The following is a 26,852-nucleotide window of genomic DNA, read 5'->3' on the forward strand; positions in this document are numbered from 1 at the left end:
CCAGCAGCCCTGGCCCCGTCAGTCGAGAATACTCAAATCAGTGCGGATCGCATCACTTTTTGCAGCAAAGCTGTCATGTTTGCCTCATACGAGGATATTGAGCTCATCCCAGATGGCATCAACCTTCTGCTTCACCGCCTCATCCTGAACTATGGGCTGACCCCACTCCCGATTGGTCTCGCCCGGCCACTTGTTGGTGGCATCCAGCCCCATCTTGGAGCCGAGGCCGGAGACCGGCGAGGCGAAGTCCAGATAGTCGATCGGGGTGTGCTCGATCAAGGTAGTGTCCCGTGCCGGGTCCATCCGGGTGGTGATGGCCCAGATCACATCCTTCCAGTCGCGAGCGTTGACGTCATCGTCACACACCACCACGAACTTGGTGTACATGAACTGGCGCAGGAATGACCAGACTCCCAGCATCACCCTCTTGGCGTGGCCCGGGTAACGCTTCTTGATGGTCACCACCGCCATCCGGTAGGAGCACCCCTCCGGCGGCAGATAGAAGTCCACAATCTCGGGGAACTGCTTCTGCAGCAGCGGCACGAATACCTCGTTCAGCGCCAGACCCAGTACCGCCGGTTCATCGGGCGGACGGCCGGTGTAGGTGCTGTGATAGATGGCATCGCGCCGCTTGGTGATGTGGGTGATGGTGAAGACCGGGAACTCGTCCACCTCGTTGTAGTAGCCGGTGTGGTCGCCATAAGGGCCTTCCGGCGCCATCTCACCCGGCTCCAGATAGCCTTCCAGCACGATCTCGGCGCTGGCGGGCACCTCCAAATCGCAGCTGATGGCCTTGATCACTTCGGTACGGCTGCCGCGCAGCAGACCGGCAAAGGCATATTCGGAGAGAGTATCCGGCACCGGCGTCACCGCGCCGAGGATGGTCGCCGGATCGGCACCGAGTGCCACCACCACCGGGAATCGCTCACCGGGATGGGCCTCCTGCCACTCGCGAAAATCGATGGCACCGCCACGATGATCCAGCCAGCGCATGATCAGCTTGTTCTTGGCGATCTTCTGCTGGCGATAGATGCCGAGGTTCTGCCGCTTCTTGTAGGGGCCGCGGGTGATGGTGAGGCCCCAGGTGACCAGCGGCGCCACATCGCCGGGCCAGCAGTGCTGGATCGGGATCTGGTCGAGATCGACCGCATCTCCCTCCTGCACCACCTGCTGGCAGGGGGCGGAAGAGAGGCGCTTGGTCGGCATGTTGAGCACCTGCTTGAAGATCGGCAGCTTCTCCATCAGCTCCTTGAATCCCTTGGGCGGCTCGGGCTCCTTGAGATAGGAGAGCCAGACCCCGACCTGACGCAGGGCGCCCACATCGGGCTGCCCCATGCCCATGGCAACCCGATCCGGGGTGCCGAACAAATTGGTCAGCACCGGCATGGTGTAGCCTTTGGGATTTTCGAACAGCAGAGCCGGGCCACCCGCACGCAGGGTGCGATCGCTGATCTCGGTCATCTCCAGATAGGGATCTATCTCGCGGGTGATGCGCTTGAGTTGTCCGTTTTGTTCAAGCTGCGCGATGAAATCACGCAAATCCTTGTATTTCATGCAAGTTCCCAACCGGGTTCAGGAGGTCACGCATTATAACCCTGGCTGCCCATCGGGTGTACCCGAATCAGGCAGCAGACTCGGTGCTGCGGGGGGGAGATCACGCTGGCCGAGGCGTCTGGCAAGGCCGGAGAGCAACTGGGGTTCATCCACCTCCATCAACAGACCGGCCACCAGCGCCCCGTATTGGCGGTTGGAGAGCTCGGCCAGCAGGTATTTCTGGGCTTGTGGCGGCAAAGGAGAGAGGGCGCTCAGCTGGCGCAGGGCCGGCTCTCTCAAACCGGGATTGCCGCTGGCGGCAATCAGCAGGGAGCTGGCCGTATTGCCATGATGGAAGCGGTTGATGGTGGAGAGTGCGCGCAGCGCATCCTGATCTGCCGGCCGCCGCCACAACATGCCATAGAGCGCCGGTTCACCTGTGCGCAGCAGCAGATGGAGCAACAGCTGATTGTCGGGCAGATAGATATTCCGGCTGGCCAGCGCTTGCGCCTCCCGCATCCAGATCGATTGCGGCAAGGCGTCGAGGGCCAGCAACAGAGCTTGCTGCTGCATGGCAATATCGGGGTTACTGCTGTAGTAGATGGACTTTAGCTGGAAGTTGCCCTGGGCAAGCTGCTGCCGATAGCGCTGCACCAGTGATTGCAGTTGCCACTCGCCCAGCAACTGACGGGCCTGCGCGGCAAAATCGTAGACAGGTTGCTGCACCAGAAAACCGTCTACCTGCTGCTCCAGCAGCCACTCGGGAGCCTTGTCGGCCTGTGCCTCGACCCAGCGTTGCAACGCGGGGGACGCAGGAGCGATAACCGGAATATCCCGCAGCAGCTGCAACAGCAGGAACTCCCGCCGCTCGCGGCTCAGGGTCGCCAGCAGAGAGTCGATGGCTGCAAATTGCCCCTCCTGCAGACGGCCCGCCAGATAGCGTTGGTGAGTCTGCAACGTCTCGGCTGTCACCGCGACCGGAGCACTCTGCACGCAGGCTGGCATTGCACTCAGCAACCCCAGCAATAACCAGAAAACAGGCTTCATGACGTCTCCATCCATGTGACATCGGGATCTCATACTACTAGGGCGACCGGAAAACAGATAAACAAAAACCGCGACCAGGGCCGCGGTTTCGTCATTTTCTGACCGGACTTACTTCTGCTGGCGCCGCATGGCGTCGAAGAACTCGTCGTTGGTCTTGGTCATCGCCAGCTTGTCGATGAGGAACTCGATACCGTCGATCTCGCCCATCGGGTGGACAATCTTGCGCAGGATCCACATCTTCTGCAGCTCGTCACCTGAGGTGAGCAGCTCTTCTTTACGAGTACCTGAGCGGGTGATGTCAATGGCCGGATAGACACGTTTCTCGGCAATCTTGCGCGAGAGGTGCAGTTCCATGTTGCCGGTACCCTTGAACTCTTCGTAGATAACCTCGTCCATCTTGGAGCCGGTATCGATCAGCGCGGTGGCGATGATGGTCAGGCTGCCGCCCTCTTCAACATTACGCGCGGCGCCGAAGAAGCGCTTGGGACGGTGCAGGGCGTTGGCGTCCACACCACCGGTCAGTACCTTGCCGGATGACGGGATAACGGTGTTGTAGGCGCGAGCCAGACGGGTGATGGAGTCCAGCAGGATCACCACGTCTTTCTTGTGCTCGACCAGACGCTTGGCCTTCTCGATCACCATCTCGGCAACCTGAACGTGACGGGAAGCAGGCTCGTCGAAGGTGGAAGCGATCACTTCACCCTTCACCATGCGCTGCATCTCGGTCACTTCTTCCGGACGCTCGTCGATCAGCAGAACGATCAGTTCACAGTCCGGGTGGTTGTAGGCGATGCTCTGGGCGATGTTCTGCAGCAGCATGGTCTTACCGGCCTTGGGCGGCGCCACGATCAGGCCACGCTGGCCTTTACCGATGGGGGAAGCCAGGTCCAGTACACGGGCGGTGATATCTTCGGTAGAGCCGTTACCCCGTTCCATACGCAGACGTTCGTTGGCATGCAGAGGGGTAAGGTTTTCAAACAGGATCTTGTTGCGGGAGTTTTCCGGGCGGTCGTAGTTGACCTCGTTGACCTTGAGCAGTGCGAAGTAGCGTTCGCCCTCTTTCGGTGGCCGGATCTTGCCGGAGATGGTATCGCCGGTACGCAGGTTGAAGCGGCGGATCTGGCTCGGGGAGACGTAGATATCGTCAGGGCCTGCCAGATAGGAGCCGTCTGCACTGCGCAGGAAGCCGAAACCATCGGTCAGGATTTCCAGCACACCGTCGCCAAAGATATCCTCGCCACCCTTGGCGTGCGCCTTGAGGATTGCAAAAATAATATCTTTCTTGTGCGCCCGAGCCAGATTTTCCAACCCCATGGATTCGCCAAGCTTGACCAGCTCGGACACAGGAGTGTTCTTTAATTCAGTCAGATTCATAGTGGTGAAAGTCTGTAAGCAAGGATTGAAATGAGGAGACAGTCTGCTGGATTGATGCTGATCGGATTTGATTGCCAGGCTGTGGTTAGCAAAGAGTCAGGCAAAAAGGTTAGCAAACGAGCGATAAACTAGCACCAATCGGGATGAGCGTCTAGGTGATAAAACACAAGGAGCGCATTATTGCAATGCGCTCCTCTTTAATTATTACAGGTTGCCGTCCAGGAACTCTTTCAGCTGAGTCTTGGACAGTGCACCGACCTTGGTCGCTGCCACTTCGCCATTCTTGAACAGCAAGAGGGTCGGGATACCACGAATGCCGTACTTGGGCGGAGTATCAGAGTTATGGTCGATGTTCAGTTTGGCTACGGTCACGCGACCTTCGTACTCTTGGGCAACTTCTTCCAGGATCGGGGCAATCATCTTGCACGGACCACACCACTCGGCCCAGAAGTCGACCAGAACGGCGCCATCGGCTTTGATTACATCTGCCTCGAAGCTGGCATCGCTCAGCTGAACAATCTTGTCACTCATCTCCAACTCCAGTCAGTAATTAAGGCTTTATTGACATATCAACAAAGGCAATAGTTGCCCTATTTGAAATGATCCTGTTTATTATTGCAAGCCTAACCTGATAACCTACCGCCATGAGCAAAACACACTTAACGACCGACAAATTCGCCCAAATGGGCCTCGAACCCGAAGTTCTGGCTGGTCTGGAATCAAAGGGATTTCACTATTGCACGCCCATCCAGGCACTGTCTCTGCCACTGCTGGTAGAAGGTCATGACCTCGCCGGTCAGGCTCAGACAGGCACCGGCAAAACCATCGCCTTTCTGGCCGCCACCTTCAACTATCTTCTTACCCACCCGCTGACCAAACCCCGTCTGGTAAATCAACCCAGAGCCATCATCATGGCACCCACCCGGGAGCTGGCAGTACAGATCTATAACGATGCCGACAGCATCGCCGCTTCTACCGGCCTGAAACTCGGCCTCGCCTACGGTGGCGAAGGTTACGACAAGCAGCTGGCCGTGCTGGAGCAGGGCGTCGACATCCTGATCGGCACCACCGGCCGCATCATCGACTACTTCAAGTCCAAGGTGATCGATCTGAGCAACATTCAGGTCGTGGTACTGGACGAAGCGGATCGCATGTTCGATCTGGGCTTCATCAAGGACATCCGCTTCCTGTTCCGCCGCATGCCGCCCGCGACCGAGCGTCTGAGCATGCTGTTTTCCGCAACCCTCTCCCTGCGCGTGCAGGAGCTTGCCTACGAACACATGAACCATCCGGAACATGTGCAGGTAGAGCCTGAGCAGATGACCGGCGTGCGGATCAAGGAGGAGCTGTTCTACCCCTCCAATGAAGACAAGATGTTGCTGCTGCTCTCCCTGATGGAAGAGGAGTGGCCGGAAAAAGCGATCGTCTTCGCCAACACCAAGCATGTCTGTGAAGACGTTCACGCCTGGCTGGAGAATGACGGCCACCGCGTCGGTCTGCTGACCGGTGATGTGCCGCAGAAGAAACGGATGAAGATCCTCGAGGATTTCACCAAGGGTGCGCTCGATATTCTGGTCGCCACCGACGTGGCCGCCCGTGGTCTGCACATCCCTGACGTGACCCACGTCTTCAACTATGACCTGCCCGACGACGCTGAAGACTATGTACACCGCATCGGTCGTACCGGTCGTGCCGGCAAGAGCGGTCACTCCATCAGCCTGGCCTGTGAAGACTATGCCTTCAACCTGCCGGCCATCGAGGAGTACATCCACCACGCCATTCCGGTCAGCAAATATGATCGCGAAGCGCTGCTGGATGACGTGACCCCGCCGAAACGGGTGTTCCGCAACCGTCAGCCGGTGAACCGCAACATGCGGGATCGTCAGGGCGGTGGCAACAGCAACAACCGTCGTCGTCCGCCGCGCAAGAGCTAAGGACAGGCCCGTTGCACAACTCGCCTCTCTATGCCGCCATCGACCTCGGCTCCAACAGCTTTCATATGCTGGTGGTGCGCGAGGTCGCCGGTGCCCTGCGCACCGTCGCCAAGGTAAAGCGCAAGGTTCGCCTCGCAGCAGGGCTTGATCCGGAGTTTCGTCTCAGCCGTGCCGCCATGGAGCGGGGCTGGGACTGTTTGCGTCTCTTCTCCGAACAATTGCAGGACATTCCGGCCGACAATATCCGGGTGGTGGGCACCGCCACCCTGCGGCTGGCCACCAACGTCGATGAGTTCCTCAGCGAAGCGGAACGGGTGCTCAACCACAGCATCGAGATCATCTCGGGCGAGGAAGAGGCCAAGACCATCTATGAAGGGGTCTCCTGGACCTCTGCCGGGGAAGGCAACCGGCTGGTGATCGACATCGGCGGCGCCAGTACCGAACTGGTGATCGGCGAACATAGCGAAGCAAAACTGCTCAACAGCCTGCACATGGGCTGCGTCACCTGGCTCAACAATCACTTTGGTGATGGCGAGCTCTCCGAAGCCCGTTTCGAGCAGGCGATTGCCGCCGCCAAGACGGTGCTGGAGAAGGTGGCGGAAGATTACCGCGCCCTCGGCTGGCGCACCTGCGTCGGCGCCTCCGGCACGGTACAGGCGCTGCAAGAGATCATGCTAGCGCAAGGGAAGAGCGAGCGGGTCACCCTGCCGAAGTTGCAGGAGCTGATGGGTCAGGCCATCGCCTGCGGCAAGCTCGACCGGCTGCAACTGGAAGGGCTGGCGGCCGAACGGCTGACCGTGTTCCCCTCCGGCCTTGCCATCCTGATCGCCATCTTCGAAACCCTCGATATCGAGAGCATGACGCTGGCGGGTGGCGCCCTGCGCGAAGGACTGATCTACGGTCTGCTTGGCAACAATCACGACTGTGATGCCCGGGATCGCACCGCCGACAGCCTGATCAGCCGCTATCAGCTGGATAAAGAGCACGCCGAACGGGTGCGCGATACCGCCGTCGAGGCGTTCAACCAGCTGCAACCGGCCTGGCGACTCTCCAAACGCTACGGTCGCCCGATTTTGCGTTATGCCGCCCTGCTGCATGAGATCGGCCTCTGTATCGAATACAAGAAGGCGCCGCAACACGCCGCCTACATCATCGACAACATCGACATGCCGGGCTTTACCCCTGCGCAAAAGAAGCTGTTGTCGGCCCTGCTGTTCAACCAGCGGGACGAATTCAAGCTGGAACCGCTGGAGAAACAGGGTGCCGTCACCGGTCGTCAGGCGATCCGACTGGCCCGTATCCTGCGCATCGCGCTGATCCTCTGCATGCGCCGCACCCAGGGCACAGTGCCCAGCTTCACCCTGCAGGCAGAAGAGGAGTCACTGACCCTGACCCTGCCCAAGGGCTGGATGGATGAACACTACCTGCGCGCCAGCGAGCTGCGCTTTGAAGTGGAACGCCAGCAGAAGATGGGCTGGCCGACCCGCGTACAGGAAGCCTGACTCAGCAACCTGCCTGTTTTGGAGCCGATCATGCCGGATTATCAACCCATCAGCTGCGATCTCTACGACTGGCTCGAAATTGCTGCCAGCTGGCAACTGCCGGTGACCCTCACCAGCCGCGATGATCGCCAATGGGATGACAAGATCCGCACTATCGAAGCCAGCGAAGGGGTCGAGTATCTGCTGCTGCACAGTGGCGAGCGGCTCAGTCTGGCAGAACTGGCGACCCTGCGCCTGAACTGGCAAGGGGAAGAGAAGCTGATCCACTTCGCGCCAACCAACTGAATCCAATACGAAAAAGGAGGGCCAACATGACGTTGGCCCTCCTTTTTGCATCTGCGGCTCACACCGGCTGTTAACCCGCCGCCAGCGCCGCCATCACGTAGACATCGAAGCGGTTGCTCTTGGTTTCGATGGCCATGCTGGGCTTCTGTTCGTTGAGCCAGCCGGCGTAATCCGGCCGCTTCACCACCACCCGCTTATCAGCCATCTTGAGCGCGGCAGGCAACAAGGCATCCGCATCGAGATCCGGCCCCACCAGCGACTGGAATACCCGCATCTCTTTTTTTACCAGCGCCGACTTCTGCTTGTGGGGGAACATGGGGTCGAGGTAGATCACCTCGGGCCGCTCCGGCAGCGCCAGCAGGTTGTCCACCGCCGGGCCTTGCAGCAGGTGCATTCGCTCGCTGACCCAGGGGCCAATCTCGGGATCCTGTGCCGCCCGCGCCAGCCCGTCCTGCAACAGGGCGGCCACCACAGGGCTGCGTTCGATCAGGGTCACCTTGCAACCGAGGGAAGCGAGCACGAAGGCATCGCGCCCCAGCCCGGCAGTGGCATCCACCACGGTCGGAGTGGCTCCGGCCTTGAGCCCCACCGCCTTGGCGATGGACTGACCGCGACCGCCGCCAAACTTGCGGCGATGTGCCACCGCCCCTTCCACGAAGTCTACATAGACGGCTCCCAGCTTGGGCTCGTCCAGCTTGCGCAGTTCCAACCGTTCCGGGGTAAACACCAGGGCAAACTGGGGAAGGTCGAGCTGGGCAAGCTGGCTGGCCAGCGCGTCTGCCTGCGCGGCCTTGGCGGGGTCTTCGAGGAGGATTTGCATGGTCTTTGGATGCGTTCTAAGTTCAGTGAACCGAGTGTACCACAGCCCCTTCAAGTCGCTGTAGGGAGGAAATCCCATGAACCTGTTCATTGCCCTGCTCCTCGCCGCCCAGAGCGGCACAAACCTGAAGGTCTGCGGTGTAGACTGGCCTCCCTTTTCCTATGCCGAACAGGGCAACCTGAAAGAGGGCATTTCGGTGGAGATCCATCAAGAGGTGGCGCGCCGCCTTGGCATGAACCTCACCCTGCTTGAACTGCCTTGGGGGCGCTGCGAGCAATATGTCAGCACCCAGCTGGCGGATGGCATTCTCGACAATGCCCCTCTCCCCGGTTGCTATCACTCTGACGTTGCCACCGCCTTCTATCCTCTGGCCGCCTATGTGCGTACCGACAGTCCGTTACAGAACTTCTCGTGGGAGATGGCCAAAGGGCTGAAAGTGGGGATGGTCAGGGGCTATGACTATACCGACAAGATCAGGAACTTCACCGGCTGGGAGCCCATCAAGGTTCACTCCGACAAACAGCTGCTACTGATGCTGGAAAAGAGCCGGGTCGATATGATCATCCTGGACTACTTCTCTGCCCCCATTCTGTCGAGGGAGCAGGACGTCAGGATCCGCGCCCTCACCCCCTTTATCGATTCGACACCGCTCTACCTCTGTTTTGGCAAGCAGAAAGCAGACCTGTTGCCTGCCTACAACAAGGCGCTGCAACAGATGCTGGATGAAGGGGTACTGGATCGCATCTACCTGCGCTATCTCGGCGAGGATTACCGGACACTGCAAGCAAAGCAGGAACAGATGACATCGAAGGAGTAAGCACACCTAACTGATCTGCAGAAACATCCCCTTGTCATTGAGCTGCAGATATTCGGTGAGATCGTCATAGGCCAGCGGGCGGCTGAGCAGATAACCCTGGGTGAAGGCACATCCCTTCTGGCAGAGGAAATTGAGCTGCTCGCGGGTCTCTACCCCCTCAATCACCACCTGCATACCGAGGTTGTGCACTATGTTGATGATGCCGTCCAGCAGCATCCGATCCTGCTCGTTGAAGGGGATATGGCGCACAAAAGAGCGGTCGATCTTGACCAGATCCACTGGGAAAGAGCGCAGATAGTTGAGGGCAGAGTAGCCGGTACCGAAGTCATCGATAGCCAGCTTGCAACCCGCCTCGCGCAGGGCATCGATCCGCACCCTGTGCTGATCACTGCTCTCCATCAGCAGAGATTCTGTGATTTCGATGACGATGTCGGCAGGATCGAGCCCGAAGTGCTGGATCACCTTGAGCCACTCGCTCGCCTCGGGGTCGATAGTCTGGAACTCCATGGTGGAGCGGTTGATCGACATCTGCAGATCAGGGAAGCCGGACTGCTGCAACCGAGCCAGATCCCGGCATGATTGCCACAACACCAGCGCACCCAGCCCCTGAATCAACCCCGCCTCTTCCGCCAGCGGGATAAACTCGGCTGGCGACACCTGTCCCCACTGGGGGTGATACCAGCGCACCAGCGCCTCAAGCTTGGCGACCCGACCGCTGCGGTTGTCCCAGATGGGCTGGTAGGCCATGGTTAACTGCTCCAGCTTGATCGCCTCCGCCAGATCCTGCTGCATCTGGTGGCGCTGACGCACCTCTTCCCGCATTGAGGAGCAGTAGGTACCGATCAACCGCCCCTGCCGCTTGGCGGCAAACAGCGCTTGTTCGGCGTTGCGCAGCAGCTCGTCACTCTCGCTACCATCGACGGGGCAGAGGGTCATCCCCACGGTTGCCGTAACATAGAGATGCTGGTTGGCCAGCATGAAGGGACGGGTAAAGCTACCGATAACCTGCTTGGCAAACACCTCGGCCTGACGACGGGTGACGATGCCTGGCACCAGAAAGGCGAACTCGTCACCACCGATGCGGGCCACCAGGTCCTCGGTGCGCACCCGGCTCACCAGCCGGTCCGACACCTCCCGCAACAGGGCGTCACCGGCATGGTGATCCATGCTGTTGTTGACCGCCTTGAAGTTGTTGAGGTCGAGCACCATCAGGGCGAAGCGCTCGCCCCGCTCGCAGAAGCGGCTGAGACAGCGACTGAACAGCCAGCGGTTGGGCAGGCTGGTGAGGTTGTCATAGTTGGCCTGTGCGGCGATCTTCTGCTCGGCCAGTTTGGTTTGGGAGAGGTCGCTGAAGATGGCGATGTACTGGCTGATCCTGCCCCCTTCCCGCAGGGTGCTAATCATCAACTGCTGTGGATAGAGCTTGCCATTCTTGCGCTTGTTCCACACCTCACCACGCCATACCCCCACCCGCTCCAGCGCGTGGTACATGTCGGCATAGAAGGTCTGATCGTGCAGCCCCGACTTGAGCAGGCTGGGGCGCTGGCCTCGCACCTCGTCACTGCTGTAGCCGGTGATCTGCTCGAAGGCCGGATTGACCGAGATGATGCGGCTATCGGCATCACAGACCAGGATCGCCTCGGAGAGATTGTCATAGACCCGGTGGGAGAGCTTGAGCTGCTCCGCATGGCGCTTGAGAGGATCGATATTCTCCAGCAGCACCATCAGGTAGTCCGGCTGCTGCTGCTTGTCACGGATCAGGGTGACGGTTACCCGCCCCCACAGGATCTGCCCCCCCTTGCAGAAGTAGCGCTTCTCCCGGGTGAAACTGCTGCGCTCGCCACGGCGGATCTCTTCGTAGCAAACGAGGCTGCCCTGCCAATCCTCGGGATGGTTGATGTCGGAGATGGATCGCTGCAGCAACTCGTCGAGGGGATAGCCAAGCATCTGCTCGATGGCCGGGTTGGCCCAGAGGATACGGCCAGCCAGATCCAGCTTACCGATCCCCACCGGAGCCTGGAACAGCATGCTCTGCAATGCATGGGACGGTTCAGGCAGAGGGGGGGGCAGCTGTCGTTGCAGCATCAGCGCCAGCTCGCGACCCGCCAACGGAGCAAGCAACCGGAGCAACCCCATCACCTTGCTCATATTGGCCTGCGGCTGACGATAAAGCAGGGCGCAGATACCTATGGTCTCGCCATCTGCATTCCTGAGGACAATCCCGGCATAGGCCTGAGGTTGCCACTCCTGTGCAAGGGGAACGTTGGCAAAGAGCTGAAGCAGACGATCGCTGAACCAGGCTTCCCCCTCCTGCCAGGTAATGGCATCGGGAGAGTCAGTCAGTGGCAGCGTCAGGGCATCGGTGTCAAGGGAGGAGGGATAGACGGTCTGAACCGTCAGGTGGGTAGCATTTGATTCCCTGCTGGCGATCAGGACGACATCAGCCATCACAGCAGCGGCGATTTCACTCACAAAGGTATCGAAATATCCCTGACCGCTCGAATGAGCCAGACTGGAGATGATTTGATAGACGGAATCGAGTGCTCGCCTCATGGCAAGTGGCTTTCTCTCCTTGAAGGTTAGAACACGACTCTACTGAAGAGCCGTGGGCAGTGCAAATATGCAATCAGCAAGATATTAAAAAGCCTTGAAAAAAGGGACCAAAAGGTCCCTTTTTGTCGCAGAAATCACGACTCGATCCCACTATGCCGCAAAACAGTGTACCTGCTTGAAGCTCACACAGGCGGCGGGTCAGGAATCTCAGGCAGCGATCCCGCTGTGTCGCAGCAGTGCATCCACCTTGGGCTCACGGCCACGGAAGGCTCGGAACAGCTCCATCGGCTCCTTCGAGCCCCCCTTCTCCAGAATATTCTTCAGGAAGGATTGGCCGGTGGCCGGGTTGAAGATCCCCTCCTCCTCGAAGCGGGAGAAGGCATCGGCAGAGAGCACCTCGGCCCACTTGTAGCTGTAGTAGCCCGCCGCATAGCCGCCCGCGAAGATGTGGGAGAAGCTGTGCTGGAAGCGGTTGAACGCCGGTGGCGTCATCACGGCCACCTGACTGCGTACCTCGTCCAGCAGCGCCGGGAGCTGTGCCGGATTGGCCGGGTCAAACTCCTGATGGAGACGGAAGTCGAACAGGGCGAACTCCAGCTGGCGCAACATCTGCATCGCCGCCTGGAAGTTGCGGGCGGTCAGCATCTTCTCCAGCAGATCGGCAGGCAACGGCTCGCCGGTCTCGTAGTGGCCGGAGATAAAGGCCAGCGCCTCGGACTCCCAGCACCAGTTCTCGAGGAACTGGCTCGGCAGCTCCACCGCATCCCAGGCCACGCCGTTGATACCGGCCACGCCGGCCACGTCGATGCGGGTCAGCATGTGGTGAATGCCGTGGCCAAACTCATGGAACAGGGTGACCACTTCGTTGTGGGTGAACAGCGCAGGCTTGCCATCCACCGGGCCGTTGAAGTTGCAGGTCAGGTAGGCCACCGGTTTTTGCAGCGAGCCATCCTGACGGTAGCGACGACCCAGACAGACATCCATCCAGGCCCCGCCCTGCTTGTGCTCGCGGGCGTAGAGGTCGAGATAGAAGCTGCCGCGCAGCTCGTCGTCGGCATCGAAGATGTCGTAGAAGCGCACGTCCGGGTGCCAGGTGTCGATGCCGAGGCGCTCGCGCACCTTCATGCCGAACACCCGCTTCACCACTTCGAACAGCCCCTTCACCACCTTGCTGGCGGGGAAGTAGGGGCGCAGCTGCTCGTCGGAGATGGAGAATTTGTGCTGCTTGAGCTTCTCGGCGTAGTAGGCGAGATCCCAGGCTGCCAGCTCGCTCTGACCATGCTGCTCGGCGGCGAAGGTGCGGATCTCCTCCAGCTCAGCCTTGCCTTGTGGCAGGGATTTGGCCGCCAGATCGGTGAGGAAGCTCACCACCTGTTCGGTCTTGTCCGCCATCTTGGTGGCCAGGGAGAGCTCGGCATAGTTGGCGAACCCCAGCAGATGGGCCAGTTCGCGGCGCAGGGTGAGCAGCTCGCTCATGATGGCGGAGTTGTCCCACTTGCCCGCATTGGGGCCCTGATCGGAAGCGCGAGTGGTGAAGGCTTCGTACATCTCGGCGCGCAGCTCGCGGTTGTCGGCATACATCATCACCGGCAGGTAGGAAGGGATATCCAGCGTGAACAGCCACCCCTCTTTGCCTTTAAGTTCAGCCATCTGACGGGCAGCGGCACGCACGCTGTCGGGCAGACCGGCCAATTCGGCTTCATCGCCCACCAGCTTGTGCCAGCCCTGGGTCGCATCCAGCACGTTGTTGCTGAAACGGGAGGCCAACTCGGAGAGGCGGGCCTGAATTTCGCCGTAACGCTGCTGCGCCTCGGCAGGCAGACCGATGCCAGAGAGGCGGAAGTCACGCAGGGTATTCTGGATCTCCTTGCGCTGGGCGCCGCTCAGCAGCGGGAAATCATCGCTCTGGGAGAGGGCCAGATAGGCCTGATAGAGCCCTTCATGCTGACCAACATAGGTCTGGAATTCGGAGAGCAGCGGCAGGCAGGCGTCATGGGCCTCGCGCAGCGCTTCGCTATTGAGTACGGAGTTGAGGTGGCTGACCGGTGACCAGATCCGTGACAGACGGTCATTTACCTCTTCCAGCGGGGCAATCAGGCTATCCCAGGTATGGGGATCACGCTGGGCCAGCACATCGCTGATCTTCTGCTTGCAGTCAGCAATCGCCTGAATGACGGCAGGCTGAACCTGCTCCGGCTTGATCTGGCTGAAAGGGGGCAGCGAATCCATTGTCAGCAAAGGGTTATTCATCCCGGTTACCTCTTGTTTGGTCTTGAACAGACCGCTTTAGCAGCTCTGTATGGCTTTCTAACATGTGGCCAAGCCACGCAATAATCAAGCGGGAATCCGCCACAACCCTGTACTTTTCCAGCCATTGCGACCCGGATCTCTGCAGTTGCCGCAGTTTTGCTATCAACAGCCAGTAACAGAATGAATCTGTGGGCCTTTTTTGGCTCTTACCGCTACTTTCAAGGGGCAAAAAGTCGCCATTTACCGGCGCCACAGCTGCCAGCCAAGTACCGTCATGCTCAATCATGGAAACTGACAAAATGTGGTAGCCGTAACAAATTATCAATATTTTTCAGTCAATTAGAATCAAAACCAACTATTGATTAATTTATTTTCAAGCATCTATCATAGGCAACCTGCCATGCAGGTCACTTGATTCTCTGTGATGCACAGAAATCGGGTGAAAAAGGCAAAGTGACCCGAAAGGGCGCGACGCAAAGCTACCGGTCTAAGGGAGATTTCCTATGACAGCGGGGCTGCCCCCGGGAGCGTTCGGCCAAAGCTGACCGCTCCATTTTGTACTGTATGGAGATATCAAGATGAACAAACTGAAGTTATCCCTGCTGGGCTGTCTGCTCGGCATGGGCGCCCCCATGGCGCAGGCTGCCTCAGCCGGCCAGGCCATGGTCAATCCCCAGTCCGGTGTCGTGGTGGGTTACTGGCACAACTGGTGCGGTGGCGCCGGCTATCAGGGCGGTACTGCCCCCTGCGTCAAGCTCGACCAGGTCAATCCGCAATACAACGTGGTCGATGTCTCCTTCATGAAGGTGTACGGCAGCGATCCCATCCCCACCTTCAAACTCGACCCAGCCACCGGCATGAGCGAGAGCCAGTTTATCGAGCAAATTGCCCTGCTGAACAGCCAGGGCCGCTCCGTGCTGCTGGCGCTGGGCGGCGCCGATGCACACATCGAGCTGCGTACCGGTCAGGAGCAGGCCTTCGCCGACGAGATCATCCGTCTGGTGGAGACCTATGGCTTCGACGGTCTGGACATCGATCTGGAGCAGTCCGCCATCACTGCCGCCAACAACCAGACCGTGATCCCGGCGGCCCTGAGGCTGGTCAAGGATCACTACCGCGCCCAGGGGAAAAACTTCCTCATCACCATGGCGCCCGAGTTCCCCTACCTGACTGCCAGCGGTCTCTATACCCCCTATCTGCGGGCGCTGGAAGGTTACTACGACTGGATCAATCCCCAGTTCTACAACCAGGGTGGCGACGGCATCTGGATCGACGGGGTAGGCTGGATCGCCCAGAACAACGATGCCCTGAAAGAAGAGTTCATCTACTACATGGCGGACTCCCTCATCAACGGCAGTCGCGGCTACTACAAGATCCCCCACGACAAGCTGGTATTCGGCATTCCGACCAATATCGATGCGGCCGCCACCGGTTACGTCAAGAATCCGCAGGATCTGTTCGATGCTTTCAACAAGCTGAAGAGCCAGGGTCAGCCCCTGCGCGGCGTGATGACCTGGTCCATCAACTGGGACATGGGTCGCAACGCGGCCGGTCAGGCCTACAACGAAGCCTTCATCAAGAGCTACGGCCCCTTCATCCACGATCAGAACATCACCCCGCCGGACGAGAACGGCAAGCCGGTGTTCAGCGGCCTGAGCGATACCCGCATCAAGCAGGGCACCGCCTTTGATCCGCTGGCCGGCGTCAGCGCCAACGACAAGGAAGATGGCGACCTGACTGGCCAGATCCAGGTGGAAGGCTCGGTAGACAGCCAGCGCATCGGCCTCTACCCCCTCACCTACAAGGTGAGCGATCGCGACAACAACGTCACCGAGCAGGTACGGACCATCGAGGTCTACAGCATGAAGCCGGTATTCAGCGGCGTCACCGACACCACGCTGGAGCTGGGTACCGCTTTCGATCCGATGGCTGGCGTCAGCGCCCATGATGAAGAAGATGGCGACCTGACCGCCCAAATCAAGGTCAGCGGCAGCGTCGACAGCAGCAAGGTCGGCCGCTACACCCTCACCTATCAGGTAAGCGACAGCGCCGGTCAGCAGGTAACCCAGCAGCGCAACGTGACCGTCAGGGAGCAGGGCGCCGTCTGTGAAAACAGCTGGGATGCCAAGAAGGTCTACGTGGGCGGCGACATCGTCAGCCACAACGGCAAGAACTGGCTGGCAGCCTGGTGGACCCAGAACGAAGAGCCGGGCACCACGGGTGACTGGGGCGTCTGGCGCGTACAGGGCGACAGCGACTGCGGCGGCACAACGCCACCCGCCGAAGGCAGCAGCGACTTCACCGTCAGCGCCATGGCGAGCGAGTACACCATAGTCAACGGTCAGGTCAGCATCCGTTTCAACGTGACGACCGCCAACCCGGTCCAAATCACCGCGACTCTAGAGCAGAGCGGCCACAGCCACGGTACCACCAGCAGCCAGGTGAATGGCACCAGCACCCTGGTACTGCAGGGCAGCAATGTCACCGATGGCAGCTACGACGTTGTGATCACCGGTCTGGCTGACGGCCAGCAGCCGGTGGTGCAGCGCTTCCCGGTTGCGCTGACCGAAGAGAGCAGCGGGGGTGGCGAAGGTGACTACCCGGCCTATGCCCCCAACACCGGCTATCAGGCCGGTGATCGGGTCAGCAATGCCGGTGGCAACTACGAGTGCAAACCCTGGCCCTACAGCGGCTGGTGTGGCGGCTCGACCAGCCACTATGCACCGGGTACCGGCAGCCACTGGAGCGATGCCTGGACCAAGCTGTAATCATCCGCTCGTGACCAAAAGAGAGCCATAACGACAGAGGGGGAGCCATCGGCTCCCCCTCTCGTTTATCTCTTCAACCCGGCTTAACGGGCATCTTCTTTCAGCCACTGCGCCACGCGCTTGGCGAAATAGGTGAGGATGCCATCGGCCCCGGCCCGCTTGAAGCAGAGCAGGGACTCCATGATGGTCTCCTTCTCTTTCAGCCAGCCGTTCTGGATCGCCGCCATGTGCATGGCGTACTCGCCGCTGACCTGATAGGCAAAGGTCGGCACGCCGAACTGATCCTTCACCTGACGAACCACGTCCAGATAGGGCATGCCCGGCTTGACCATCACGCTGTCGGCCCCTTCCTGAATATCCAGCGCCACTTCATGCAGGGCTTCGTTACTGTTGGCCGGATCCATCTGATAGGTGGCCTTGTTGCTCTTGCCGAGGTTGCCGGCAGAGCCGACCGCATCGCGGAACGGGCCGTAGTAGCAGGAGGCGTACTTGGCGGAGTAGGCCATGATCTGGGTGTTGATGAAGCCGTTTTCTTCCAGCGCGGCGCGGATGGCGCCGATGCGGCCATCCATCATGTCGGACGGCGCGACTATATCGACCCCGGCCTCGGCATGGGAGAGCGCCTGCTTGATCAGGATCTCGGTGGTGATGTCGTTCAGCACATAGCCTTCGTCATCGATAATGCCGTCCTGCCCGTGGGTGGTGAACGGATCGAGCGCCACATCGGTGATGACCCCCAGCTCCGGGAAGCGGGCCTTGAGGGCACGCACGGTGCGCTGGGCCAGTCCGTTCGGGTTGTAGGCCTCTTCCGCCATCAGGCTCTTGCTCTCCAGCGGGGTCACCGGGAACAGGGCGATAGCGGGCACACCCAGCTCCACCAGCTCGGCAGCCTCGATCAGCAGCAGATCGATGGAGAGACGCTCCACCCCCGGCATGGAGGGAACGGCTTCCCGACGGTTCTCCCCCTCCAGCACGAACACCGGATAGATGAGATCGTTGACGGTCAGTACGTTCTCGCGCACCAGACGACGGCTGAAATCATGTTTGCGCAGACGGCGCAGGCGGCGGCCCGGAAAGGCGCCCGGAAGAGTTGTAGCCATGAATCACTCCTGGAGAGGAAGTTGGAAGAACGCGGCGGAGGTGGCCCGGGTATGGGCCAGCAAGGCCTCGGGCGCTTCACCACGACAGGCCGCCACCACCTGGGCGATGTGCGGCAAAAAAGCGGGTTCGTTGTGTTTCGGGCGCGGTTTCAGATCCCGCGGCACCAGATAGGGGGCGTCGGTCTCGATCATCAGGCGGCCGGCCGGAATGCGGGCCACCTGCTCGCGCAGCAGCTGACCACGGCGCTCGTCGCAGAGCCAGCCGGTCACCCCGATATGCAGCCCCAACGCCAGACACTCGTCCAGCTCCTCGTCGGAACCGGTGAAGCAATGCAGCACTGCTCCTGGAAGTCTGGGCAACCAGGGACGGAGGATCTCGATAAAACGGGCGTGGGCATCGCGGCAGTGGAGAAACACCGGCATCCGGAGTTCGGCGGCCAGCGCCAGCTGGGCGTCGAATACCGCATCCTGCACCGGACGGGGGGAGAAGTCGCGGTTGTAGTCGAGGCCGCACTCGCCGATGGCCACCACCTGCGGCAAGGCTGCCAGCTCGCGCAAGGCGGGCAGGGTCGCCTCATCGACACTCTTGGCATCGTGAGGATGCACCCCGGCGGTGGAGAAGCAGTAGCCCGGCCAGCGGGCGGCCAACTCGGCGCTCTCGCGGCTGCCAGTTAGATCGGTACCGGTGAGGATCAGCGCCTCCACTCCGGCGGCACGGGCACGGGCCACCAGCTCAGGCTGTTCACCGGCGAACTGGCTGCTGGTCAGGTTTAAACCGATATCGATCATGGAATGAGACGTTCCGAACAAAAGGAATACATATCAGGTATTTGAAAACCATCTACCGAATGGGGTCTTACCATACGCCTCGAACGGGAGCATGAAAAGAGGAAGGGAGCCTCAGCTCCCCTCGTTCTGCTATTCCTGCGGACTTCGTCATCCTCTCGCCGTCCGGCAAACAGGTGACGAACAGAGCCTCAGCTCTCCACATCCGGTTGTTCCTGTTGCTCTTCATCCTCTTTCTTCACGTAGAAGCGGGCGAAGAACAGACCTATCTCCCACAGCGCCCACATCGGGATGGCGAGCAGGGTCTGGGAGAAGACATCAGGCGGCGTCAGCAGCATGCCGACCACAAACACCCCGACAACGACGTAGGGACGTTTCTCCTTCAGGTTTTGCGGTGTGGTCACGCCGGTCCAGCAGAGCAGTATGGTAGCCACCGGAATTTCGAACGCCACCCCGAACGCGAAGAACAGGGTCAGTACGAAGTCCAGATAGCTGGCGATATCGGTCGCCACCGTCACCCCGGCAGGGGCGGTACTGGTAAAGAAACCGAACACCAGCGGGAACACCACGTAGTAGGCGAACGCCATACCCGCATAGAACAGCAGGGCACTGGAGACCACCAACGGCATGATCAGGCGCCGTTCATGCTGGTACAGACCGGGGGCGATAAAGGCCCAGGCCTGATAGAGCAGATAGGGGATCGCCACGAAGAAGGAGACCACCAGGGTCAGCTTGATCGGCGTCAGGAAGGGGGTCGCCACATCCGTCGCGATCATGCTGGTCCCTTCCGGCAACTGGCTGAGCAGCGGCTGGGCCACGAAGTCATAGATGTTGTTGGAGAAGTAGATCAGCGCCAGAAACACCACGAGGATGGCAGTAATGGAGCGCAGCAAACGGGTTCTCAGCTCAACCAGATGGCTGATCAGGGGTTGTTCGGCCTGACTCATGGCTTCACCTCCCCTTTTACTGCGGAGTCGCTGACCGGCACCGGCTCGCTCTCCCGCTGGCTGTTGACCGGCGGCACGTCGTGGCTCAGCTGCACCGCAGGCTCCACCGGCGTGGCAGGCTCAGCCTGGGCGACCGGCTCGGGGCGCGGCGGACGGATCTCGTTCTCCACCTGATAGGGGCGATTGACCGACTGGGCCGCCGCCTTGAGCTGTTCGATGGACTCCTGCAGCTCGGGGCTCAGGTTGCTCATCTGCAACTGTTCGGCCTTCTTGAGGTCGTTGTGCAGCTCTTGCAACTTGAGCTCCTGCTCCAGCTCGGACTTGACCGAGTTCGCGGTCGAACGAATGAGGCGGATCCAGTGGGTAGCCGTGCGGATGGCAACCGGCAGCCGCTCGGGCCCCAGTACCACCAGTGCTACCACACCGATAACGACCAGCTCCCAAAAACCGATATCGAACATGGCTTAGGCCTGGTCTTTGTCTTTCTGTTTGGCGGTCTCACTGCTCTGAGTGGCCGCTTCGTTCAGCTGTTTCGGGGGAAACTCGGCATCTTTCTGCTCGGCCTTGGCATCAGCCGGCTCGTCGGAGAGGGCTTTCTTGAACCCTTTGACCGCCGCGCCCAGATCACCGCCAATGCCGCGCAGTTTCTTGGTACCGAACAGCAGCACGACGATGACTGCGATGATCAACAATTGCCAAATACTGATACCACCCATGATTTTCTCTCCAGAACAGGCGCCTGACGGCGCGGTTGTTGATTAATGGGAACGGGTTCGCAACCAGCCGACCAGCCAGCAGAGGGCTGCACCGGCGAGACTGGCTTGTCCCCACTCAATGTGTTGTTTTTGGGTCAGCAAGAATACACCCGCCAATAGCAGGCTGGCTCCAACCCCTAAGAGGTAGCGGGCCTGCCCCTGCCGACGGCTGTGACGGCGGAACTCGGCAAACATCTGGTCGAAATGACGCTGCTGATGACGGGTCTGGCGCAGGGTCTCATAGACCAGCTCCGGCAGCTCCGGCAGCTTCTCCGCCCAGAATGGCGCCTTCTCCTTGATGGCGTTCAATACCGACTTGGGCCCCACCTGTTCGTGCATCCAGTTCTCGAGGAACGGCTTGGCGGTCTGCCACAAATCGAGCTGCGGGTAGAGCTGACGCCCCAACCCTTCCACATAGAGCAGGGTCTTTTGCAGCAGCACCAGCTGCGGCTGCACCGTCATATGGAAGCGACGCGCGGTGTTGAACAGGTTGAGCAGCACGTGACCGAACGAAATTTCGGAGAGCGGCTTCTCGAAGATGGGCTCCAGCACGGTGCGGATGGCGAACTCGAACTCGTCCACCTTGGTGTCTGCCGGTACCCAGCCCGACTCCACGTGCAGCTCTGCCACCCGACGATAGTCGCGGTTGAAGAAGGCGAGGAAGTTCTCCGCCAGATAGCGTTTATCTTCCCGATTGAGGGTACCGACGATGCCGCAGTCGATGCCGATCCAGAGCGGGTTTTCCGGATGTTCGTAAGAGACGAAGATGTTGCCCGGGTGCATGTCGGCATGGAAGAAGCTGTCGCGGAACACCTGGGTGAAGAAGACCTCTACCCCGCGCTCGGCCAGCAGCTTCATGTTGGTGCCGTTGGCTTCCAGCGCCGGTATATCGGAGACCGGAATACCGTAGATGCGCTCCATCACCAGCACCTGCTCGCGGCAGAGGTCGGTGATGATTTCAGGCACATAGAGCGCCTCGGAGCCGGTGAAGTTGCGGCGTAGCTGGATGGCGTTGGCCGCTTCGCGCATCAGATTCAGCTCGTCGAGGATGGTCTTGCGATACTCCTCCACCACCTCGATGGGGCGCAGCCGCGCGCTCTGGGGCACGAAGCGGGCCACCAGACGGGCCAGCGCCTGCATCAACCGCAGGTCAGCCTCGATGACAGGCTCGATGTCGGGACGGATCACCTTGATGACGATCTCGCGGCCACTCTCCTTCAAGCGGGCGGTATGCACCTGCGCGATGGAGGCCGACGCCAGCGGCGTCTCGTCAAAGTCATCAAACAGGGTTTCGATGGGACAACCCAGGCTCAGCTCGATCTGCTGGCGCGCCGCCTGACCACAGAAGGGGGGCACCCTGTCCTGCAGCAGGGCCAGCTCCTCGGCGATATCCGGCGGCAGCAGATCGCGGCGGGTCGAGAGCATCTGGCCAAACTTGATGAAGATGGGGCCAAGAGCCTCGAAGGCGAGGCGGATGCGGGCACCGCGGCTGAGATCCGGCTGCTTGTTCTTGAGCCAGAACAGGGAACGACGGGCCAGACGACCCGGCCAGGGCTGATAGCGGGCAGGCACCAGTTCGTCGATGCCCTGCTCCAGCAGGATGGTGATGATGCGATAGAGGCGTTTGAACTCCTTCGGGGTCATCAGGTCACCTGCTGTTCGAAGCGGGCCAGCCGCAGTTCGACGGCCTTGAGCTGCTGGGCCAGCACCTCGACATCATCGTTGAAACTAGCCACTTCCAGCGGGCCGGGGGCGAGGCGGGCCTCTTCGGTCAGATATTCCGCCAGCTGGCTGCGGGTGCGGCACAGCTCGCGACCGACCAGGCGACGCGCCTGACGGGCACCGCTGAACAGGGTGTGGGCCAGCACGTCGCCGGTATAGCGCGACAGCTCCTCTTCCCAGTCGATATCCAGCTCACCCAGCAGCACGCTGAATGCCTGTACCAGCTGGGGATCACCGCTCAGATCCAGCTTCTCCTCGCGGATATAGCGGGTCAGAGCGGACGGGTCTTTCAGCAGACCGAGGGCGGTCAGCGACAGGCTGAGCACCGCATCGGCCTCCCCTTCATGCTGGGCCAGCACATCCAGTCGACGCTCGGAGAAGACGAACCAGAGCGGCTTGAGTTCACGCAGCTCCAGCTTGAGCACCTTGCCCACCAGTTTGCGCAGCCGCTCCGGGCTCTGTTTGTCCAGCGCCAGCAACTGGTTGAGGCTGGTTTCGATCACCGCGGTGACCATGGCATCCATCGGCATAGGCAACCTTAAAACTTGTAACCGCGGTGCAGGGCGACCACACCCTGAGTCAGATTGAAGTACTCCACCTGCTCGAAACCGACATTTTCCATCATGCCTGCCAGAGTCTGCTGATCCGGGTGCATGCGGATGGACTCTGCCAGATATTTGTAGCTTTCACTGTCGTTCGCGACAATTTCGCCCATTTTCGGCAGCAATTTGAAGGAGTAGAGATCATAGAGCTTGGCGATCACTTCACTGACCGGCTTGGAGAACTCCAGCACCAGCAGACGGCCACCCGGCTTGAGCACCCGGAACATGGAGGCGAGCGCCTTGTCCTTGTCGGTGACGTTGCGCAGGCCGAAGCCGATGGTGATGACGTCGAAGTGGTTATCCGGGAAGGGGAGCGCCTCGGCATTGGCCTGCACGTAGGAGACGTTGTTGGCGACCCCCAGATTGCGCAGCTTGTCGCGGCCCACTTTCAGCATGGAGTCGTTGATATCTGCCAGCACCACCTGACCGGTCTCGCCGACGATGCGGGAGAACTTGGCGGTCAAGTCACCGGTACCACCGGCCAGATCCAGCACCTTCTGGCCCTTGCGCACACCGGAACAGTCGATGGTGAAGCGCTTCCACAGGCGGTGGATGCCGAACGACATCAGATCGTTCATCAGATCATACTTGGCTGCCACCGAATGGAAGACACCTGCTACCAGAGTTTCCTTCTCGGTCGCGGCCACGGTTTTAAAGCCAAAATGCGTTGTCGTTGCTTGTTCTGACATCCCTTAAACACCCATAGAGCAAAGAATGGCCGCCAGTTTACCAGAGCCACTGGCGTCCGGACACCTTAAACCCGGCTCGCAACCAACTGCATGCCCAGCACCACCATGGCCAGACAGAGGAAGAGATTGAGACCGATATTGAGCAGCGCTTTCAGATAGGCCCCATGTTGAGCCAGCACTACCGTATCGAGGGCAAAGGAAGAGAAAGTAGTCAGGGCACCGAGGATCCCCACCATCAGCAGCGGCTTCATCGGGTGTTCTACCACATGACCATGACTGATGAGGGCGAATGCCACCCCCATGATGAAAGAGCCCACCACGTTGACCACCAGAGTCCCGTAAGGAAAGTGGCGCCCCAGCAGCAAGGCCATCAGTTCGGCAATCCCAAAACGAAGGCAGGCGCCGATGGCGCCCCCTGCAGCAACATAGAACCAGGTTTGCATGGTGTCACTCCCTCAGGGTCAGGCCGCCATTATGTCGCAATGGCGGCCCTTGTGCCCAGAGGCGGAACTAATCGACATCCAGCCTGATTGAAATCTCAGCGGCGAAAATCGATGGGCTCTGGCTGACCCAGCACGATTTCGGTCTGGGCCGGGCGGGTCTGGGCAATCGCCTTGCCGTTGCGGATCGAGTAACGCACCGGCACCTGGCGGCGCACCGCATCAAAGCCATTATCGGCGGGCAGGATCAGCAGGTTGGCTGGTTTGCCCACCTCGATACCATAGCGATCCTGCACATTCAGGGTGCGGGCGCTGTGGCTGCTGATCAGCTTCAGACCGTCGTTGATCTGCTCGTAACCCATGATCTGGCAGACATGCAGCCCCATGTGCAGCACCTGCAACATGTTGGCAGTGCCCATGGGATACCAGGGATCGAACACGTCGTCGTGACCGAAGCAGACGTTGATGTTCGCCTCCAGCATCTCCTTCACCCGGGTAATGCCGCGGCGTTTGGGATAGGTATCGAACCGCCCCTGCAGGTGAATGTTCACCAGCGGATTGGCCACAAAGTTGATGTCCGCCATCTTCAGCAGCCGGAACAGGCGGGAAGCATAAGCGCCGTTGTAGGAGTGCATGGCGGTGGTGTGGCTGGCGGTGACTCTATGACCGATACCCCGCTCGTAGGCCAAGGTCGCCAGCGTCTCGATGAAACGGGACTGCTCGTCATCGATTTCGTCACAGTGCACATCGACCAGAACCTGATACTTCTCGGCAAGATCGAAGATGTAGTGCAGACTTTCGACACCATATTCCCGGGTGAACTCGAAATGGGGAATAGCACCGATCACATCGGCCCCCAGCTTGAGCGCCTCCTCCAGCAGTGCCTTGCCATTCGGGTAGGAGAGGATCCCCTCCTGCGGGAAGGCAACGATCTGCAGCTCCACCCACTCCTTCATCTCTTCCCGCACTTCCAGCATCGCCTTGAGCGCGACCAGATTGGGATCGGAGACATCGACGTGAGTACGGACAAACTGGATGCCGTTGGCGATCTGCCACTTCAGCGTCTGGATGGCGCGCTGTTTCACATCCTCATGGGTCAGCAGCGCCTTGCGCTCGGCCCAGCGCTCGATCCCCTCGAACAGGGTGCCGGAGAGGTTCCAGCTCGGCTCGCCCGCCGTCTGGGTGGTATCGAGGTGAATGTGGGGTTCGATAAAGGGAGCGATCGCCAGACCGCCCTCCCCGTCCAGCACCCGACCGGCGACGGCATGTTCGTCATGGGGTTCGATGGCGGTGATGACCCCATCCTGACAACGGAGCTGCCACAACCCTTCCCGATCGGTCAAACGAATATGTTGAATCAGCATTTGCTAGCTTCCTGTACCAGAACCGGCCGCTGGGTGAGGCGAACCAGAATGAAATAGGTGAAGGCGGCGCCCAATACCGCGTTGAGTGGCACTATGCCCGGCAGCCACTTGCCGACAGCCACCCCGACTGCCGTGGCGACCAGCGCCTGCCAGCGCACCGTCTCGAACTGCTGATCGGCAAATTGACGGTAACGCTCACGATTGAGCAGGAAATCCATGATGATAATGCCACCGATCGGCGGAATTGCCGTACTCAAAAAGGCCAGCCAGCCGACAAAGTTGTTGTAAAGCCAGAGGGCACAGGCGGTGCCGACTAGGCCGTTGATCACGCTGAGCGGCTTGCTCTTGAGACCGGTAATATTGGCAAAACCGAGGCCGGAGGCGTAGAGAGCGTTGTCGTTGGTGGTCCAGATATTGAGGCCCAGCACCAGAATGGCGGGGATCAACAGCCCCTGCATCAGCATCACTTCCGAGATATCGGCCTGCCCCGTTACCGCCGCACCAGCTGCACCGAAGACGAACATTAGCGTGTTGCCCAAAAAAAACGCCACCATGGTAATCATGACGGCGCCCCAGGGTTTGCGACCAAAGCGAACAAAGTCGGCGGTCAGGGTTCCTGCACTGATAAAGGAACCAACCACCATGGTCAACGCCGTGGTGAACTCGATGGGATTGCTTGGTTGTACCTGCTGCAGTGCAGCCATGCCACCGGTCGAGGTCACCGCCAGCCAGACCGAGTAGCCGCCAAGCAGTGCAATGGCCGGTACGGCCACAAAGCTCAGCACCATCAGGGCGGAGATACCGAAGTAGACGGTTACCGTCATCAGAATGCCCGAAATGGCGATCAACCAGTTCACATCGATGCCGGTCGCCTTCTGCACCGGCAGGGCAAACATCGCCACACCAACGCCAAACCAGCCGACCTGAGTACCGCCCAGCAGCAGCGAAGGCAGCCAGGAACCTTTCACCCCAAAGGAGTAACGAGCCAGCAGATGGGTAGAGAGACCGGTTGAGGCACCGATATAACCAAGACAGGCTGTGTAGATACCCAGCAGCAAGTTGCCGAGCAGTACCGCCTTGATGAAGTCATCGAACACCAAGCCGGTGCCCAGCGCACCACCGGTCCACATGCTGGCAGAGAAGAAAGTCAGGCCGAGCATCACCAGCATCAGCGAAAGCACACCTTTGCGCCCTTTGGCGGGTACCGCCCCCAAACAGTATTCGTTATCCTGCGCCATGCTCTTTCTCCACGTAATAGGCAAAACGCGCCGGATTTTACATGTAAAACGTTTTACTTCAATCAATCATGGTTAAATCTCTGGATAAAACCATCAATAACAGTCAAATGAGTAACACACCGGGACTCAAATCAGCAGATAAACAGTGTCGGCTGCAAGCAGAAGGGGTTGCGGGAATAGGGAATGTAAGGGGATATCAAAAAATGACGGATGCAAAAAAGCCTCCCTTTTCAGGGAGGCTTTCTATTTAATGGTGCTGATACCCAGAATCGAACTGGGGACCTCATCCTTACCAAGGATGCGCTCTACCGACTGAGCCATATCAG

At 59.8% G+C, this 26,852-nt stretch carries 23 protein-coding genes and 1 riboswitch; of the genes, 5 read left to right on the forward strand and 18 right to left on the reverse strand.

Annotated features, from left to right (window positions below):
• Positions 1–84: 84 nt before the first annotated feature.
• The 4 genes from ubiD to trxA all read right to left on the reverse strand — a co-directional run bounded on the left by ubiD (position 85) and on the right by trxA (position 4,485).
• Positions 85–1,554 carry a 4-hydroxy-3-polyprenylbenzoate decarboxylase gene (gene ubiD, locus G5195_RS16755; protein ID WP_204382394.1) on the reverse strand — a complete coding sequence of 490 codons (1,470 nt, stop codon included), beginning with the start codon at positions 1,552–1,554 and terminating at the stop codon, positions 85–87.
• Between the two features lie 33 nt (positions 1,555–1,587).
• Positions 1,588–2,580 (reverse strand): hypothetical protein, encoded by a 993-nt coding sequence (locus tag G5195_RS16760; RefSeq protein ID WP_421223281.1) that lies wholly within the window; start codon positions 2,578–2,580, stop codon positions 1,588–1,590.
• A gap of 108 nt (positions 2,581–2,688) precedes the next feature.
• Entirely contained in the window at positions 2,689–3,954 is a 1,266-nt protein-coding gene (gene rho / locus G5195_RS16765) for a transcription termination factor Rho (RefSeq protein WP_005339417.1), read from the reverse strand.
• Positions 3,955–4,158: 204 nt separating this feature from the next.
• Positions 4,159–4,485 carry a thioredoxin TrxA gene (gene trxA, locus G5195_RS16770; RefSeq protein WP_005339416.1) on the reverse strand — a complete coding sequence of 109 codons (327 nt, stop codon included), beginning with the start codon at positions 4,483–4,485 and terminating at the stop codon, positions 4,159–4,161.
• Positions 4,486–4,598: 113 nt separating this feature from the next.
• On the opposite strand from trxA, the gene rhlB reads away from it, so the two are divergent.
• The 3 genes from rhlB to G5195_RS16785 are packed head-to-tail and all read left to right on the forward strand — an operon-like array spanning position 4,599 to position 7,675.
• On the forward strand, positions 4,599–5,888 hold the full coding sequence (gene rhlB, locus G5195_RS16775) for an ATP-dependent RNA helicase RhlB (RefSeq protein ID WP_005339414.1): 1,290 nt from the start codon (positions 4,599–4,601) through the stop codon (positions 5,886–5,888).
• A gap of 11 nt (positions 5,889–5,899) precedes the next feature.
• A complete protein-coding gene (gppA, locus tag G5195_RS16780) occupies positions 5,900–7,390 on the forward strand; it encodes a guanosine-5'-triphosphate,3'-diphosphate diphosphatase (RefSeq protein ID WP_247823734.1) in 1,491 nt (496 codons plus the stop codon).
• Between the two features lie 30 nt (positions 7,391–7,420).
• Positions 7,421–7,675, forward strand: a complete 255-nt coding sequence (locus tag G5195_RS16785) for a Rho-binding antiterminator (RefSeq protein WP_202005422.1) — start codon at positions 7,421–7,423, stop codon at positions 7,673–7,675.
• 70 nt (positions 7,676–7,745) lie between these two features.
• Here the strand turns inward: G5195_RS16785 and G5195_RS16790 are convergent, their stop codons facing one another.
• On the reverse strand, positions 7,746–8,495 hold the full coding sequence (locus G5195_RS16790) for a class I SAM-dependent methyltransferase (RefSeq protein WP_236350993.1): 750 nt from the start codon (positions 8,493–8,495) through the stop codon (positions 7,746–7,748).
• 76 nt (positions 8,496–8,571) lie between these two features.
• Here G5195_RS16790 and G5195_RS16795 point away from each other — a divergent pair, with 76 nt between their 5' ends.
• Positions 8,572–9,312 carry a substrate-binding periplasmic protein gene (locus tag G5195_RS16795; RefSeq protein ID WP_421223273.1) on the forward strand — a complete coding sequence of 247 codons (741 nt, stop codon included), beginning with the start codon at positions 8,572–8,574 and terminating at the stop codon, positions 9,310–9,312.
• A 6-nt stretch (positions 9,313–9,318) separates the two neighbouring features.
• Here G5195_RS16795 and G5195_RS16800 read toward each other — a convergent pair whose 3' ends face one another.
• Positions 9,319–11,865: a putative bifunctional diguanylate cyclase/phosphodiesterase gene (locus G5195_RS16800; RefSeq protein ID WP_421223271.1), complete on the reverse strand. Its 2,547-nt coding sequence runs from the start codon at positions 11,863–11,865 to the stop codon at positions 9,319–9,321.
• Positions 11,866–12,072: 207 nt separating this feature from the next.
• On the reverse strand, positions 12,073–14,115 hold the full coding sequence (gene prlC, locus G5195_RS16805; RefSeq protein ID WP_421223269.1) for an oligopeptidase A: 2,043 nt from the start codon (positions 14,113–14,115) through the stop codon (positions 12,073–12,075).
• Positions 14,116–14,552: 437 nt separating this feature from the next.
• Positions 14,553–14,638: riboswitch (cyclic di-GMP riboswitch) on the forward strand.
• 55 nt (positions 14,639–14,693) lie between these two features.
• On the opposite strand from prlC, the gene G5195_RS16810 reads away from it, so the two are divergent.
• The gene (locus tag G5195_RS16810) at positions 14,694–16,883 is read left to right on the forward strand and encodes an immunoglobulin-like domain-containing protein (protein WP_421223267.1); all 2,190 of its coding nucleotides are present in this window, start codon (positions 14,694–14,696) and stop codon (positions 16,881–16,883) included.
• Between the two features lie 83 nt (positions 16,884–16,966).
• Here the strand turns inward: G5195_RS16810 and hemB are convergent, their stop codons facing one another.
• The 11 genes from hemB to codB form a co-directional block, all read right to left on the reverse strand.
• Positions 16,967–17,983, reverse strand: coding sequence for a porphobilinogen synthase (gene hemB / locus G5195_RS16815; protein WP_005339394.1), 1,017 nt, complete (start codon positions 17,981–17,983; stop codon positions 16,967–16,969).
• 3 nt (positions 17,984–17,986) lie between these two features.
• Entirely contained in the window at positions 17,987–18,772 is a 786-nt protein-coding gene (locus G5195_RS16820; RefSeq protein ID WP_421236326.1) for a TatD family hydrolase, read from the reverse strand.
• Positions 18,773–18,960: 188 nt separating this feature from the next.
• Positions 18,961–19,716 (reverse strand): twin-arginine translocase subunit TatC, encoded by a 756-nt coding sequence (tatC, locus tag G5195_RS16825; protein WP_005342401.1) that lies wholly within the window; start codon positions 19,714–19,716, stop codon positions 18,961–18,963.
• Positions 19,713–20,177, reverse strand: a complete 465-nt coding sequence (gene tatB / locus G5195_RS16830) for a Sec-independent protein translocase protein TatB (RefSeq protein ID WP_005342398.1) — start codon at positions 20,175–20,177, stop codon at positions 19,713–19,715. Before tatB ends, tatC begins: the two co-directional genes overlap by 4 nt.
• Before the next feature lie 3 nt (positions 20,178–20,180).
• A complete protein-coding gene (tatA, locus tag G5195_RS16835; RefSeq protein ID WP_005339385.1) occupies positions 20,181–20,432 on the reverse strand; it encodes a Sec-independent protein translocase subunit TatA in 252 nt (83 codons plus the stop codon).
• A 42-nt stretch (positions 20,433–20,474) separates the two neighbouring features.
• Positions 20,475–22,115 carry a ubiquinone biosynthesis regulatory protein kinase UbiB gene (ubiB, locus tag G5195_RS16840; RefSeq protein WP_005339383.1) on the reverse strand — a complete coding sequence of 547 codons (1,641 nt, stop codon included), beginning with the start codon at positions 22,113–22,115 and terminating at the stop codon, positions 20,475–20,477.
• Positions 22,115–22,723: a ubiquinone biosynthesis accessory factor UbiJ gene (locus tag G5195_RS16845; protein ID WP_005339380.1), complete on the reverse strand. Its 609-nt coding sequence runs from the start codon at positions 22,721–22,723 to the stop codon at positions 22,115–22,117. Before G5195_RS16845 ends, ubiB begins: the two co-directional genes overlap by 1 nt.
• 8 nt (positions 22,724–22,731) lie before the next feature.
• Complete coding sequence (ubiE, locus tag G5195_RS16850) at positions 22,732–23,484, reverse strand: bifunctional demethylmenaquinone methyltransferase/2-methoxy-6-polyprenyl-1,4-benzoquinol methylase UbiE (protein ID WP_005342396.1); 753 nt, start codon at positions 23,482–23,484, stop codon at positions 22,732–22,734.
• 65 nt (positions 23,485–23,549) lie between these two features.
• Positions 23,550–23,927, reverse strand: coding sequence for a fluoride efflux transporter CrcB (gene crcB / locus G5195_RS16855; protein WP_005339378.1), 378 nt, complete (start codon positions 23,925–23,927; stop codon positions 23,550–23,552).
• A gap of 95 nt (positions 23,928–24,022) precedes the next feature.
• Positions 24,023–25,288: a cytosine deaminase gene (locus G5195_RS16860; RefSeq protein ID WP_421223263.1), complete on the reverse strand. Its 1,266-nt coding sequence runs from the start codon at positions 25,286–25,288 to the stop codon at positions 24,023–24,025.
• A complete protein-coding gene (gene codB / locus G5195_RS16865; protein ID WP_201910647.1) occupies positions 25,282–26,526 on the reverse strand; it encodes a cytosine permease in 1,245 nt (414 codons plus the stop codon). The genes G5195_RS16860 and codB overlap by 7 nt, the downstream gene beginning before the upstream one ends.
• Positions 26,527–26,852: the final 326 nt, after the last annotated feature.

The organism is Aeromonas sp. 601039, from assembly GCF_049174415.1.
Lineage (GTDB): Bacteria > Pseudomonadota > Gammaproteobacteria > Enterobacterales > Aeromonadaceae > Aeromonas > Aeromonas veronii_A.